Here is a 13,426-nt window from a genome sequence, read left to right as displayed (position 1 = left end):
CTTCCTCTTCGTTGCGCGGCGCCCGACGCCTGATGCGTGGGCTCTCTTTCTCCGCGGCCGATCGAACGGCAACCTCAGGAGTCTACCAGCGCCGACGCCGTCGCGGAAACTCGTAGGCTCGGTCACGTGCAGTTCTCCGTCCACGTCAAGCCCGGCAGCCGCAAGGGCCCCCTCGTCGAGCAGGATGCCGAGGGCCTCACGGTCTTCGTGCGCGAGCGCGCCGTGGACGGCGCGGCCAACGACGGCGTCGTGCGGGCCCTCGCGGCCCACTTCGGTGTCCCGCCGCGCGACGTGACGATCCTCCGCGGACACGCCTCGCGCCACAAGCGCGTCGAGGTCGACCGGTGAGCGGCGGCCATCTGATCGATCTCACGCCGTTCCGGCGGAGCCCGGCCTTCGCCCGTCTGTGGATCGGGTCGACGCTGTCGGGCCTCGGCGGGCAGCTGACGATCATGGCCGTCATGCTGCACATGTACGCGCTGACCGGATCGACCTTCGCGGTGTCGATGATCGCGGTGGCGGGACTGGTGCCCATGGTGCTCGCCGGGATCTACGGCGGCATGCTGGCCGACGCCTTCGATCGGCGCACGGTCGCGCTCACCGCGGCGACGGTCACCTTCGTCTCGACCCTGCTGCTCGCGGTCCTCGCGTGGACGCAGCAGGAGGCGGTCTGGTCGCTCTACGTGCTCAGCGTCGTCAACTCGGCCGCGAACTCGATCGTGATGGCGAGCCGATCCGCCATCATCCCCCGCCTGCTCCCCCGCGAGCTGCTGCCCTCCGCCGCGGCGCTGCAGGGGGTGACGGTCGGCATCATGGTGATGGCCGGGCCCGCGCTGGCCGGTGTGCTGGTGGCCACCACGGGCTACGCGTGGACGTACTCCCTCGACGTCGTCCTGATGCTGAGCCTGTTCCTGGGCCTGTGGACGCTGCCGACGATGCGACCGGAGGGCGAGACGGTACGACCCGGCTTGGAGTCGCTGAAGGACGGCATCGCCTTCCTGAAGCGCGCCCCGAACATCCGGCTGCAGTTCGTCATGGACATCGTCGCGATGACGTTCGGACAGCCCTTGGCGCTGTTCCCCGCCCTGGGCATGGTGCTGCTCGGCGGCGGACCGGTGACGGCCGGAGCCCTCACCGCCGCCATCGCGGCCGGCGCCTTCCTGTCGAGTCTGTTCTCCGGCCGGGTCGGCGGCTACCGCTGGCACGGGCGCGGCATCACGCGGGCGATCGAGGTGTACGGCGGGGCCATCGGCGCCTTCGCCCTGGCGCTGCTGCTGGCGGCGGTGGGGCTGGGCGCACCGGCGACGGTGGATGCCGAGCACGCGAACGTGCCGATGATCGTCGCCGCCTGCGTCGCGCTCGCGGTGGCCGGCGCCGCCGACAACGTGAGCGCGATCTACCGTTCGACGATGCTCCAGGCCGCCGTTCCGGACGCCGTGCGCGGAAGGCTCCAGGGGATCTTCATCGTCGTCGTCGCGGGCGGTCCGCGCGTCGGCGCGCTCTACGCGGGCACGCTGGCGACCATCACGACCCTGTGGTTCCCGCCGCTGGTCGGCGGCATCCTGATCATCGCGATCGTCGCGACGCTCGCGCGGTTGAGCCCCCGTTTCCGCGCGTATGACGCCGAGAACCCCCTCGCCTGAGCGCAGCGCCCGAACGGGCGCGAGGTGCGCCGTCGCATTCCTGCCAGCCGTCGGCGGGTTTCGGACGTCACGCTCGCGGACCCGTCCCGACGTCGGATGCCGCGGCTAGAGTCGCCGCGTGACCGTCTCCACGCCCGCCGCCGCCGTGGCCGCACCGCGCCCCGGGGCAGGGCCCGCCTCGTCGGTGATCGCCGTGCAGTTCGTGCTGGTCGGCGTCATCTGGGGCTCGAGCTTCCTGTTCATGAAGGTCGCCCTCGAGGGGATCTCCCCCGCGCAGGTCGCGTGGGGGCGGCTCGTGCTGGGCGCGCTCACCCTCGGGATCTTCGTCCTCGCCCGTCGAGACCGCCTGCCGGCCGTCCGCGGCGCGGGCGCGCGCGTCTGGGGCCACATGACGGTGCTCGCGGTGACCTTCTGCGTCGTGCCGTTCCTGCTCTTCTCCTGGGCGGAGCAGCACGTCTCCTCGGGTCTGGGCAGCATCTACAACGCGACCACGCCGATCATGACGGCCGTGATGGCGGCCGCCGTGTTCCGGGTCGAACGACTGAAGCCCGTCCAGATCACCGGGATCGTCGTGGGCATCGCGGGCGTCGTGGTGATCATCGCGCCGTGGACGGGGCTCGATCTCACGCACAGCCTCGTGGCACAGCTCGCCCTACTCGGCGCGACGGCGTGCTACGGGTTCAGCCTCGCCTACATGCGGCGCTTCCTCCGCGACTCGGGCATGACACCCCTCGCCTTCTCGTTCGTCAACATCGGCATCGCGGCCGTCCTCATGACGCTCATCGCCCCGGCGATCGCGCTCTCGCCCGTCACCCTCGATCCCTGGATCGTGGGGAGCATGGTCCTGCTGGGATGTCTCGGCACGGGGGTCGCCTACATCTGGAACCAGAACACGCTGCGCGCCTGGGGGCCGACGGCGGCCTCCACCGTGACCTACATCACCCCCGTGGTCGGCGTCGCACTCGGCGTGCTCGTGCTCGGCGAAGAGGTCAGCTGGCACGAGCCGGTCGGTGCGGCGGTCGTCTTCCTCGGCATCCTCCTGGCGCAGAACCGGCTGCGGATGCCACGACGGCGGCCGCCCCGGGATGCCGGGGACGACCGCCGTCGATCGGATCGGATCAGGCCTGCAGCGCGCCCTGCAGATCGAGCGTGATGGTCACGTCCTTGCCGACGAGGACGCCACCCGTCTCGAGGGCGGCGTTCCAGGTCAGGCCGAAGTCCTCGCGGTTGATGACACCGGTCGCCGTCGCACCGGCCTTGTAGTTGCCGTACGGGTCGGTTCCGAACCCGCCGAACTCGAGGGTGAAGGTGACCGGCTTCGTGACGCCGTGCATCGTCAGGTCGCCGTCGACGAGGAAGTCGCCGCCGTCGAGACGGACACCGGTCGAGACGAACTCGATGGTCGGGAACTGGGCGACGTCGAAGAAGTCGGCGCTGCGCAGGTGGTTGTCGCGGTTCTCGTCGTTGGTGTTGATCGAGGCGACGTCGACGGTCGCGGTGACCTTGGCGTCCAGGGGGTTCTCGGGCGCCTCGATGGTGGCGCTCTTCAGGCCGAACACGCCGCGGACCTTCGAGATCATCATGTGGCGCAGGCTGAAGGTGACCTCGCTGTGGGCGGGGTCGAGGACCCAGGTGCCGGCCTTGTAGCCGGGGATCTCGGGGGCGGTGGTGGTCGTGTCGGTCATGTCAGTCGTCCTTCGTCGGGGGAACCGGTCTGCGCATAGTCAACACGTCGACCGGGTATGTATTCCCAAGAATGAAAAAACTCTCGGCGAACACCTCGGGGGCGGATGCCGCGGCATCCGCCCCCGAGGAACGTCCAGTGGTCAGCCGACCTTCAGCAGGTCGATGATGAAGATGAGTGTCTTGCCGCCCAGGAAGTGGCCACCGGCCGGTCCGTACGCCAGGTGCGGGGGGATCACGAGCTCGCGGCGACCGCCCACCTTCATGCCCGGGATGCCGTCCTGCCACCCCTGGATCAGGCCACGCAGCGGGAACTGGATCGACTCGCCGCGGCCCCAGGAGGAGTCGAACTCCTCACCGGACTCGTACTCGACGCCGGCGTAGTGGACGGTGACGTTGTCGCCGGGCTTCGCCTCGTCGCCGTCACCGACGATGAGGTCGCGGATGACGAGGTCCGCGGGAGCAGGCCCCGTCGGGGCGTCGAACTCGGGCTTGGTGCGCTCTTCGGTCATGCCTCCATCCAAGCATGCGCGGATGCCGCGGGCACCCTCTTGACACCCCCGAGAGCACCGACGGACAATGACTGCAGGCCAACTCAGCGCCCGGGAGACACGCAGGCATCGCCGCGGCACCGGGCGCTGAGTCTTTCCCACTGCAACCTGCGGAGACCCGCGTAGCGACCGTAATCACCGAAACCTGCGCCGTCGCGCCGTCCCCACTACCCTGGAGGGATGCGTTTCGCCCACGTCGTGCTGCCCGAGACGGACGATCCGCAGCTGGTCGCCGTCGTCGCCCCCGGACGTGTCGCCCCGGTGGGCGCCCTGTTCGCGGGCGCGCCGCGCACGCTGCAATCCCTCATCGAGGGCGGCGACGACCTGCTCGCACGGGTGCGGGAGGCGGCCGAGGATGCCGAGGGCATCCCCCTCGCGGGGCTCATGTTCGGGCCGGCCGTCGCCGCGCCGCCCATCGTCCTCGCGGTCGGCCTCAACTACGCGGCGCACTCCAGCGAGCTCGGCCTGAAGGCCGACACCGCACCGACCGTGTTCACGCTGTGGCCGAATTCCCTGGCCGGCAACGAGGGCACGACGAGCTGGCCGCGCACGCTCAGCGAGTCGGTCGACTACGAGTCGGAGCTCGGTGTCGTGATCGGCGCGCCCGCGAAGGACGTCCCGGCGGAGGACGCGCTCGATCACGTGTGGGGATACACCGTCGTCAACGACATCACGGCGCGCGACATCCAGTTCTCCGAGGCGCAGTGGTCGCGGTGCAAGTCGTTCGACGGGTTCACCCCCAACGGCCCGTTCGTCGTCACGGCCGATGAGATCCCCGACCCGCAGGATCTGCACATCTGGGCCGTCGTCGACGGCCAGACGGTGCAGGACGCCTCGACGGGGCAGATGATCCGCTCGGTCGCCACGCTGATCGCGCACCTCTCCCAGTCGGCGACGCTGCTGCCGGGAACCCTCATCTCCACGGGGAGCCCCGGCGGTGCGGGCTACTCGCGCGACCCGCAGATCTTCCTCCGCGACCGCTCCACCGTGACCGTCGGCATCGACGGGATCGGCGAGCTCACGACACACTGCCGCATCCTGGACTGAGGCCGCGACCGCTCGACGCCGAACGGCCCGCCCCGCGCCGAAGCGCAGGAGCGGGCCGTCGCACGTTCGCGGGATCAGCCGCCGTTGCAGGTGACGGTCTGCCCGTTCACCTCGTACACCCCGCTGGGGTTGTTGGCGCAGAACTGGATGAGATCGCCCGCCGCGTTGGCGAACACGGCCACGAGGATGATGCCGACGATGACGCCGACCACGGCCAGCACGGCACCGACGATGATCGCCGCGACCGCCCAGCCGTTCTTGACCCCCGCCTTGCGGCTCTGCACGAGAGCCACGATGCCCAGGATGAGGCCGATGATGTTGAAGAAGATCGCCACCACGAACGCGACGATGCCGAGGGTGCGGCCGGGGACCGGCGCCCCAGGGGCGGGCGGTCCGGCGTACGCGGGAGCCGCCTGGTAGGCGGGCGGTGCGACGGGCGGCGCCGACGGGGGCGTCGGCGGGTTGACGGGGGGCTGAGTGGGGTCGGTCATGTCTCTCCTCGGTGATTCGGTACAGGGTGCCGGATTGAGACGTACGCTATCGGGCGTTGACGGCCGCCCGCAAAGGGTTGCGCTCAGCTCTCGACGAGGTTCTCCGCCGGCTGGACGATCGGGATCGCCTGGGTGATCGCCTCCAACCCCGACAGCCGCGCGGGCGACAGCTGCTTGTCGACGTCGTCGCGGCTCATGAGACCGGCTTCGACGACGAGGTCGCCGACGTTGCGGTGCGTGAGCAGCGCCGTCTTGGCGAGGGCCGCCGAGGCGGCATAGCCGATGAACGGCGTGAGGGCCGTCACGACGCCGACCGAGGAGCCGACCATGGCGCCGAGGCGCTCGCGGTTCGCGGTGATGCCGTCGACGCAGTTGATCCGGAAGCTGCGCATGGCCCGGCGCATCCAGGTGATCGACTGGAAGATCGAGTGCGCGATGATCGGCTCGAACGCGTTCAGCTGGAGCTGGCCGCCCTCCACCGCCATCGTCACGGTGAGATCGGCGCCCGCCACCGAGAACGCGACCTGGTTGACGACCTCCGGGATGACGGGGTTGACCTTGCCGGGCATGATGCTGGAGCCCGCCTGACGCGCGGGCAGGTTGATCTCTCCGAGACCCGCTTGAGGACCGCTGGAGAGCAGCCGCAGGTCGTTGGCGATCTTCGACAGCTTGATGGCGTTGCGCTTGAGCGTGGAGGAGAAGGACATGAACGAGCCGGTGTCGCTCGTCGCCTCGACGAGGTCGTCGGCGGTCGCGAGGTCGAGGCCGGTGATCTCCCGCAGGTGGCGCAGCACCGCCGGCGCATAGTCGGGATGCGTCGTGATGCCCGTGCCGATGGCGGTGGCGCCCATGTTGATCTCGAACAGGAGATAGGCGTTCTCGGTGAGGCGCTGATGGTCGTAGCCGAGGGTCGTCGCGAACCCGTGGAACTCCTGCCCGAGCGTCATCGGGACGGCGTCCTGCAACTGCGTACGACCGATCTTCAGGATGTCGTGGAACTCCACGGCCTTCGCCAGGAACGAGCGGCGCAGGAGGTCGAGCTCCTCCAGCAGCGTCTTGAGGTCGAGGCTGAGGCCCACCTTGACGGCCGTCGGGTACACGTCGTTGGTCGACTGCGAGCGGTTCGTGTGATCGATCGGCGAGAGGAACGCGTAGTCGCCCTTCGGGCGTCCGGCCAGCTCCAGCGCGATGTTGGTGATGACCTCGTTCGCGTTCATGTTGGTGGAGGTGCCGGCGCCGCCCTGGACGACGCCCACGACGAACTGGTCGTGGAACTCGCCGTCGATGACCCGCTGGGACGCGCGGTCGATGAGGTCGGCCCGCTCGGCATCCAGCACGCCGATCTCCAGGTTCGCGCGGGCGGAGGCCTGCTTGACCATCGCGAGGGCGGTGACGAGGTCCTTGTAGACGGAGATGGGGCGCATGGAGATGGGGAAGTTCTCCAGAGCGCGGGCGGTGTGGATGCCCCAGTAGGCATCCGCGGGGATCTCCATCGATCCCAGGGAGTCGGTCTCGGTGCGCGTCGTTGCGTCCAGTGCCATGAGTGCAGGTCCTTTTGGGTCGTCGCCTCGGGTGGTCGTGGTCGAGCCTACCCGCGGCCACGCGGCGTTTCCGGTGTACACGACGTACACCGGAAACGCCGGCGCCCTCCGCCACGGTCATCGACCGGTGCGGAGGGCGCCGTCCGATCAGCGGTTGACCGTGGACATGTCCGCGTAGCGCTCGCCCACCGGGGCGGCCACCGTGTCCAGCGCCGCGAGCTGCGCCGCCGAGAGCGACAGCTCGGCCGCGCCGATGTTCTCCTCGACCCGCGTCAGCTTGCGCGTACCCGGGATCGGAGCGATGTGCTCGCCCTGGGCCAGCAGCCAGGCCAGTGCCACCTGCGCCGGCGTGGCCCCGGCGTCGCGTGCGACGCCCTCCACGACCTCGACGATGGCGAGGTTGGCCTCCAGGGCCCCGTCGGCGAAGCGCGGATTGCTCTTGCGGAAATCGTCGTCGTCGAGCACGTCCAGCGACCGGATGGTCCCGGTCAGGAAGCCGCGGCCCAGCGGGGAGTACGGCACGAACCCGATTCCGAGCTCCCGCAGCGCGGGCAGCAGCTCGCCCTCGGGGTCGCGCGTCCACAGCGAGTACTCGGTCTGCACGGCGGTCACCGGGTGCACGGCGTGCGCCCGGCGGATCGTCGCGACGGAGGCCTCCGACAGGCCGTAGCCGCGGATCTTCCCCTCGGCGACGAGCTCCGCGAGCGCGCCGACGGTGTCCTCGATGGGCGTCGAGGGATCCATCCGGTGCTGGTAGTAGATGTCGATCCGGTCGGTGCGCAGGCGGCGCAGGGAGCCCTCGACGGACAGCCGGATGTTCTCGGGCGTGCCGTCGAGTCCCCGCTCGTCGCCGGCGGTGTGGCGGATGGTGCCGAACTTGGTGGCGATGACGGCCTCGTCGCGGCGACCGGCCTCGGCCAGCGTGCGCCCGAGCAGCTCCTCGTTCGTGTAGGGGCCGTACATCTCGGCCGTGTCGAGGAAGGTGACGCCGCGGTCCAGGGCGCCGAGGATCGTGCGCGCGCCGTCGACGTCGTCCTGACCGGCTCCCGTGTAGAAGGCGCTGATCCCCATCAGGCCGAGGCCGATGCGGCTGACCTGGATCGGGGTCGAGGCTCCCAGAGTGGTGGTCTTCATGAGTGTGCGATCTCCTTGTCGTAGATGTCGATCTTGTGGTCGATGGCGCGCAGGCTGGCGGTGATCTCCTCCAGCTGTGCGCGGACGCGTTCGCGGTGCTCGACGAGGAGCTCGCGCCGCTGCGGCACCGTCGACTCCCCCACGCGCACGAGCTCGGTGTACCGCCGGATGCCGGCGATGGGCATTCCGGTCATGCGCAGTCGCGTGAGGAAACGCACCCACGCGATGTCGGCCTCCGTGTAGCGCCGGTGCGACGACGAGGCGCGGTCGATCGGCGCCAGCATCAGTCCCTCGCGCTCGTAGTAGCGCAAGGTGTGGGCGGACACACCGGTCGCCTCGGCGACCGTGGCGATCGAGACGCCGTCGTGAAGGAGGGTCATGCCCCCACGCTAGAACTTAGAGTGCACTCTCAGTCAAGCGGGTCGGCGACGACGCGATCAGCGTTTGCGTGAGAACGCCTCCAGGCGCTCCTCGGCGCTCAGCGCCGCCATGCGTCGCGTCCACTCCGGTGTGAAGACCTCGGCCGTCTCGCCCTCCCCCACGGGCACCACCGCATGGGTGATCGTGTCGTCGTAGACGTGGACGAGATGGAAGGACTGACCGCCGTCCATGCCGTTGACCTCCTGCGGCGGGCGCTGGAGGTTCATCGTGTAGCAGGTCGCCGACGCGACGCTCACCGGGATGCCCGCGAACGTCCCGGACGTCGCGTAGTGGAGGTGCCCGGCGAGGATCGCCCGCACGTCGCTGCCGGCGAGCACGGCGGCGAGCTCGTGCTGGTGCCGCAGCTCGAGGATGTCGAAGAAGGGGATGTGACTCGGAAGCGGCGGGTGGTGCAGCGCCAGGATCGTTCCGAGCGGTGCCGGCTCGGCGAGGATGCCGCGGAGCCAGTCGAGCTGCGCGGCATCCAGATCGCCGTGGTGCCAGCCCGGCACCGACGAGTCGAGGGCGATCAGCCGCAGCCCGCCCAGATCCCACACGCCGGTGATCGGCTCGACCGACGCGGTCCCGTCGAGCAGCCCCGCCCGCAGCGCGGGGCGCTCGTCGTGGTTTCCCGCGACCCACACGATCGGCGCGCCCAGGCGTGCGGCGACGGGCTCGACGGCGGCACGAAGCGCCGCGTAAGCCTCCGGCTCACCGAGGTCGGTCAGATCGCCCGTGAAGACGATCGCGTCGGGTCGCACGCCGGTGCGCTCCACCGCCGCCAGCGAGGCGGTGAGGTTCGCCGCCGTGTCGTAGCGCCCGCCCAGCGGCCGGTTTGCCGCCAGCAGATGCGTGTCGCTCAGGTGCACGATCACGCGCCGTGCGGGCGGATGGATGCCGAAGCGGATCGACTCTGTGGCCATGCCCTCAGCCTAGGCGGGGGTCGCGACGCCGCGTCGGGTGCCCGCTCAGCGCACCACGATCAGTGCGAGGCCCGCGAGCACGGCGACGCCGCACAGCGCGAAGCACAGGTAGGCGCCGACGAGGGCCACACGCTTCTGCCCGTCGGTGAGGGGACTCTTCTTCGCGGCCTTCGCGGCGGCCTTCGCGGCCCGCTTGGCCTCCTTCTCACTGATGACGGTGATGGCGTCCGTGAACTCCGCCGGCGCCACGACGGGTGCGCGGCCGCCGCGCACGAGCAGCCGCAGGCCGACTGCGTAGAAGCCGACCACGAGCAGCGCACCGGCGAGCGCCGCGGCGAAGACCTGGACGAAGGCGAACCAGTCGATCGTGATGCCCATCAGCGCGGGTCCTTCCCCTGACGGTGCGCGCGGTCGGCCTTGTCCTTCGCCCGCTGCGCCTTCTCGCGTGCACGCTCTTCGCGCAGGATCGCGCGCTGGCGGCGGGTGGGCGGCGGGTTGCGCTTGACCTTGACGGCCAGGCCGGAGTCGGCGACCTCGCTCATGGCGTTCGAGGAGTCCACCTGGTTGCGGCGGGAGCGCAGGAAGAGGCCGACGATGATCGCGACCGCGATCACGGCGTCGATGAAGATGCCCACGTTCCCGAACCACACCACCAGCAGCGCGGCCAGGGCGCCCACCGCGGCGGAGGCCGGCAGGGTGAGCACCCAGCCGACGGCGATGCGGCCCACGGTGCGCCAGCGGACCGTGGAGCCGCGGCGGCCGAGCCCCGAGCCGATGACCGATCCCGACGCCACCTGCGTCGTGGACAGGGCGAAGCCGAGCGCGCTGGAGGCCAGGATCGTCGCCGCCGTGGAGGTCTCGGCGGAGAAGCCCTGCGCGGGCTTGACGTCGGTGAGGCCCTTGCCGAGGGTGCGGATGATGCGCCAGCCGCCCATGTAGGTGCCGAGCGCGATCGTGAACGCACAGGCGAGGATGACCCACAGCTGCGGATCGGCGTGGGCGGAGTTCTGCCAGCCCGCCATGATCAGCGCCAGGGTGATGACGCCCATCGTCTTCTGGGCGTCGTTCGTGCCGTGCGCCAGGGCGACGAGCGACGAGGTGAAGATCTGCCCCCAGCGGAAGCCGTCGCGTCCGTCGGGCTTGTTGTCGTAGCGCCGGGTCACCGCGTAGGCGAGGCGCGTGACGAGGAACGCGATCACACCCGCCGTGAACGGCGCGATCAGCGCCGGCAGCACGACCTTGCTCAGAACCATGCCGAAGTCGATGGCCGCGACGCTCGCGCCGACCAGGGTCGCGCCGATGAGGCCGCCGAACAGCGCGTGCGAGGAGCTGGAGGGCAGCCCGAGCAGCCACGTGAGCATGTTCCAGGTGATGGCGCCGATGAGGCCGGCGAAGATGATCGGCAGGAAGGCCAGCGGCTCGATCTGGTCCTCGCGGATGATCCCGTGGGAGATCGTCTTGGAGACCTCCGTGGACAGGAAGGCACCGACGAGGTTCAGGCTCGCGGCGAGGAGGACGGCGACCTTGGGCTTGAGCGCTCCGGTCGCGATCGGGGTGGCCATCGCGTTCGCGGTGTCGTGGAAGCCGTTCGTGAAGTCGAAGAACAGCGCCAGCGCGATCACCAGCACGACGATGAGTGCAGCGGTTTCCACAGTTCGCTTTCGTCGGGATTCGTGGGAAGGGAGCCGATGGGATCGGCGGTGCGAACGAAGAGTTCACCGTGGGTTCATACTCCGGCAACCGGACCACAGAAATACTCCCACATCCGCGGGCCGGCGCCGAACGCCGCTTCGCCCCCGACACGCCGGTCGTCGATTAGCGTGGAGCGGTGACCCGAGACCTCGCCTCCACGCCGCCGTCCGCCCCGATCGCCCCGGCACGCCCCACGATCCGCCGGCATCACGGCGACGAGGTCCGCGACGACTTCGAATGGCTGCGCGCCAAGGAGGACGCCGAGGTCATCGCGCACCTCGAGGCCGAGAACGCCTACACCGAGGCGCGCACCGCGCACCTCGCGGGACTGCGCCAGCGGATCTTCGACGAGATCAAGGCCCGGACGCTCGAGACCGACCTCTCCGTGCCGACCCGTCAGGGCGCGTGGTGGTACTACGGACGCACCGTCGAGGGCAAGCAGTACGGCATCCACTGCCGCGCGCCGCTGTCCGGTCCCGACGACTGGACGCCGCCGGTGCTCACCCCCGGCGTCGACGTCCCCGGCGAGACGGTGCTCCTGGACGGCAACGTCGAAGCCGACGGCCACGAGTTCTTCTCCCTCGGCAGCTTCGACGTGAGCACCGACGGCACGCGTCTGCTGTACGGCGTGGATGTCGCCGGCGATGAGCGGTACACGCTGCGCATCCGCGACCTCGCCACCGGCGAGACGCTCGGCGACGTCGTCGAGAACACGTCCGCGGGCGCCTCCTTCTCCCCCGACGGCCGGTACGTGGTGTACACGACGGTCGACGACGCCTGGCGCCCCGACACCGTCTGGCTGCACGAGGTCGGCACCGACGCGGCCGCCGACGTCCGCCTGTTCCACGAGCCGGACGAGCGCTACTGGGTGGGGGCGGGATTCACCCGCAGCGAGAAGTACCTCGTGATCGAGGTGGGATCGTCCATCACGACGGAGGAGTACCTCCTGGAGGCCGCCGAGCTCGGCGCCGGGGCCGAGCCGCGCTCGATCTGGCCGCGCCGCGAGGGCGTCGAGTACTCGAGCACCCACGCCGTCGTCGACGGCGAGGACGTGCTCTACATCGTGCACAACGAGGATGCACTCGACTTCGAGCTCGTGCGGGTCGCGGCATCCGACCCTCTCGGCGCGCGGGAGGTCGTGCTCCCCCACACGCCGGGACGCCGTCTGCTGGACGTCTCGGCGTTCCGGGACTGGGCGGTGGTGTCGTACCGCCGCGACGGCCTGTCGCGCATGGGGATCCTCGACTACCGCACCGGCGCCGTGGACGAGCTCGACTTCCCGGAGGAGCTGTACACGGCCGGCGCCGCGGGCAACCCGGAGTGGGCTCCCCCGATGGTGCGGCTCGGGTTCGGCTCGTTCGTGACCCCCGGGACCGTCTACGACTACGTGGTGGCCTCCGGCGAGCTGCTGCTGCGCAAGCGACAGCCGGTGCTCGGCGGGTACGAGCCGCAGGAGTACGCACAGCGGCGGGAGTGGGTCACGGCATCCGACGGCACCCGGGTACCCGTCTCGCTCGTCTGGAAGCGCTCGTTCGGCGACCCCGGCGACGGGCCGCGACCCGTGCATCTGTACGGCTACGGCTCGTACGAGCACTCGATCGAGCCGGGCTTCTCCGTCGCGCGCCTGTCGATGCTCGACCGCGGCGTCGTGTTCGCGGTGGCGCACGTGCGCGGGGGCGGCGAGCTCGGCCGCCAGTGGTACGAGGACGGCAAGCTGCAGCACAAGCGCAACACGTTCACGGACTTCGTCGACGTCGCCCGGCACCTCGTCGACACCGGCGTCACGAGCCCCGACCGGCTCGTCGCCGAGGGCGGATCGGCCGGCGGGCTGCTGATGGGCGCCGTCGCGAACCTCGCCCCCGAGCTGTTCGCCGGCATCCTCGCCGACGTGCCGTTCGTCGACGCGCTGACCACGATCCTCGACCCGTCGCTGCCGCTGACCGTCATCGAGTGGGACGAGTGGGGCGACCCGCTGCACGACGCCGAGGTGTACGCGTACATGAAGTCGTACACGCCGTACGAGAACGTCCGCGCGGGCGTCACGTACCCCCGCATCCTGGCGACCACCTCGCTCAACGACACCCGCGTGTACTACGTCGAGCCCGCGAAGTGGGTCGCGCGTCTGCGCGAGGTGGGCGCGGACGCGCTGCTCAAGTGCGAGATGGTCGCCGGCCACGGCGGAGTCTCCGGACGCTACAACTCGTGGCACCAGCGGTCGTTCGAGCTCGCCTGGCTGCTGGACGTGCTCGGACTCGCCGCCGACTGATTCCGCGCTCCCACGCACCGCGCCCCGCGCCCCAC

The 13,426-nt window shown here is 70.4% G+C and carries 14 protein-coding genes; 5 read left to right on the top strand and 9 right to left on the bottom strand.

Annotated elements, in window-relative coordinates:
• Positions 1-126: 126 nt before the first annotated feature.
• The 3 genes from L0965_RS14860 (at position 127) to L0965_RS14850 (ending at position 2,796) form a co-directional block, all read left to right on the top strand.
• Positions 127-348, top strand: coding sequence for a DUF167 domain-containing protein (locus tag L0965_RS14860; protein ID WP_060959454.1), 222 nt, complete (start codon positions 127-129; stop codon positions 346-348).
• A complete protein-coding gene (locus tag L0965_RS14855) occupies positions 345-1,643 on the top strand; it encodes an MFS transporter (protein ID WP_060959453.1) in 1,299 nt (432 codons plus the stop codon). The genes L0965_RS14860 and L0965_RS14855 overlap by 4 nt, the downstream gene beginning before the upstream one ends.
• A gap of 184 nt (positions 1,644-1,827) precedes the next feature.
• Positions 1,828-2,796, top strand: coding sequence for a DMT family transporter (locus L0965_RS14850; RefSeq protein WP_101307252.1), 969 nt, complete (start codon positions 1,828-1,830; stop codon positions 2,794-2,796).
• On the opposite strand, the gene L0965_RS14845 is transcribed toward L0965_RS14850, so the two are convergent.
• Together L0965_RS14845 and L0965_RS14840 are read right to left on the bottom strand one after the other, a co-directional pair.
• A complete protein-coding gene (locus L0965_RS14845) occupies positions 2,762-3,328 on the bottom strand; it encodes a YceI family protein (protein ID WP_060959452.1) in 567 nt (188 codons plus the stop codon). The genes L0965_RS14850 and L0965_RS14845 overlap by 35 nt on opposite strands.
• Before the next feature lie 141 nt (positions 3,329-3,469).
• The gene (locus tag L0965_RS14840) at positions 3,470-3,838 is read right to left on the bottom strand and encodes an FKBP-type peptidyl-prolyl cis-trans isomerase (RefSeq protein WP_060959451.1); all 369 of its coding nucleotides are present in this window, start codon (positions 3,836-3,838) and stop codon (positions 3,470-3,472) included.
• 219 nt (positions 3,839-4,057) lie between these two features.
• Here L0965_RS14840 and L0965_RS14835 point away from each other — a divergent pair, with 219 nt between their 5' ends.
• Positions 4,058-4,924 carry a fumarylacetoacetate hydrolase family protein gene (locus L0965_RS14835; RefSeq protein ID WP_101306591.1) on the top strand — a complete coding sequence of 289 codons (867 nt, stop codon included), beginning with the start codon at positions 4,058-4,060 and terminating at the stop codon, positions 4,922-4,924.
• Positions 4,925-4,998: 74 nt separating this feature from the next.
• Here the strand turns inward: L0965_RS14835 and L0965_RS14830 are convergent, their stop codons facing one another.
• The 7 genes from L0965_RS14830 to L0965_RS14800 all read right to left on the bottom strand — a co-directional run bounded on the left by L0965_RS14830 (position 4,999) and on the right by L0965_RS14800 (position 11,085).
• Complete coding sequence (locus L0965_RS14830) at positions 4,999-5,415, bottom strand: hypothetical protein (protein WP_060959449.1); 417 nt, start codon at positions 5,413-5,415, stop codon at positions 4,999-5,001.
• 83 nt (positions 5,416-5,498) lie between these two features.
• A complete protein-coding gene (locus L0965_RS14825) occupies positions 5,499-6,956 on the bottom strand; it encodes an aspartate ammonia-lyase (protein WP_101306592.1) in 1,458 nt (485 codons plus the stop codon).
• Between the two features lie 147 nt (positions 6,957-7,103).
• The gene (locus L0965_RS14820; RefSeq protein ID WP_101306593.1) at positions 7,104-8,090 is read right to left on the bottom strand and encodes an aldo/keto reductase; all 987 of its coding nucleotides are present in this window, start codon (positions 8,088-8,090) and stop codon (positions 7,104-7,106) included.
• Positions 8,087-8,470, bottom strand: a complete 384-nt coding sequence (locus L0965_RS14815; protein ID WP_060959446.1) for a MerR family transcriptional regulator — start codon at positions 8,468-8,470, stop codon at positions 8,087-8,089. Before L0965_RS14815 ends, L0965_RS14820 begins: the two co-directional genes overlap by 4 nt.
• Before the next feature lie 57 nt (positions 8,471-8,527).
• A complete protein-coding gene (locus L0965_RS14810) occupies positions 8,528-9,433 on the bottom strand; it encodes a phosphodiesterase (protein ID WP_101306594.1) in 906 nt (301 codons plus the stop codon).
• A 45-nt stretch (positions 9,434-9,478) separates the two neighbouring features.
• Positions 9,479-9,811 carry a peptidase gene (locus L0965_RS14805; RefSeq protein WP_101306595.1) on the bottom strand — a complete coding sequence of 111 codons (333 nt, stop codon included), beginning with the start codon at positions 9,809-9,811 and terminating at the stop codon, positions 9,479-9,481.
• Positions 9,811-11,085: an inorganic phosphate transporter gene (locus tag L0965_RS14800; RefSeq protein ID WP_060959443.1), complete on the bottom strand. Its 1,275-nt coding sequence runs from the start codon at positions 11,083-11,085 to the stop codon at positions 9,811-9,813. Before L0965_RS14800 ends, L0965_RS14805 begins: the two co-directional genes overlap by 1 nt.
• Positions 11,086-11,261: 176 nt before the next feature.
• Here L0965_RS14800 and L0965_RS14795 point away from each other — a divergent pair, with 176 nt between their 5' ends.
• Positions 11,262-13,391 carry a S9 family peptidase gene (locus L0965_RS14795; protein WP_101306596.1) on the top strand — a complete coding sequence of 710 codons (2,130 nt, stop codon included), beginning with the start codon at positions 11,262-11,264 and terminating at the stop codon, positions 13,389-13,391.
• The last annotated feature ends 35 nt before the right edge of the window (positions 13,392-13,426 follow it).

The sequence above is a fragment of the Microbacterium sp. NFH-22A-Y genome, assembly GCF_021401375.1.
Lineage (GTDB): Bacteria > Actinomycetota > Actinomycetes > Actinomycetales > Microbacteriaceae > Microbacterium > Microbacterium hominis.
The sequence above is the reverse complement of the archived record's forward strand: the minus strand, read 5'-3'. Positions and strand labels throughout refer to the sequence as shown.

Bases quoted from the DNA above. Each gene is read 5' to 3' on its own strand.
- L0965_RS14845 (WP_060959452.1), bottom strand. From the start codon at position 3,328: ATGACCGACACGACCACCACCGCCCCCGAGATCCCCGGCTACAAGGCC.
- L0965_RS14840 (WP_060959451.1), bottom strand. From the start codon at position 3,838: ATGACCGAAGAGCGCACCAAGCCCGAGTTCGACGCCCCGACGGGGCCT.
- L0965_RS14835 (WP_101306591.1), top strand. From the start codon at position 4,058: ATGCGTTTCGCCCACGTCGTGCTGCCCGAGACGGACGATCCGCAGCTG.
- L0965_RS14830 (WP_060959449.1), bottom strand. From the start codon at position 5,415: ATGACCGACCCCACTCAGCCCCCCGTCAACCCGCCGACGCCCCCGTCG.
- L0965_RS14825 (WP_101306592.1), bottom strand. From the start codon at position 6,956: ATGGCACTGGACGCAACGACGCGCACCGAGACCGACTCCCTGGGATCG.
- L0965_RS14820 (WP_101306593.1), bottom strand. From the start codon at position 8,090: ATGAAGACCACCACTCTGGGAGCCTCGACCCCGATCCAGGTCAGCCGC.
- L0965_RS14815 (WP_060959446.1), bottom strand. From the start codon at position 8,470: ATGACCCTCCTTCACGACGGCGTCTCGATCGCCACGGTCGCCGAGGCG.
- L0965_RS14810 (WP_101306594.1), bottom strand. From the start codon at position 9,433: ATGGCCACAGAGTCGATCCGCTTCGGCATCCATCCGCCCGCACGGCGC.
- L0965_RS14805 (WP_101306595.1), bottom strand. From the start codon at position 9,811: ATGGGCATCACGATCGACTGGTTCGCCTTCGTCCAGGTCTTCGCCGCG.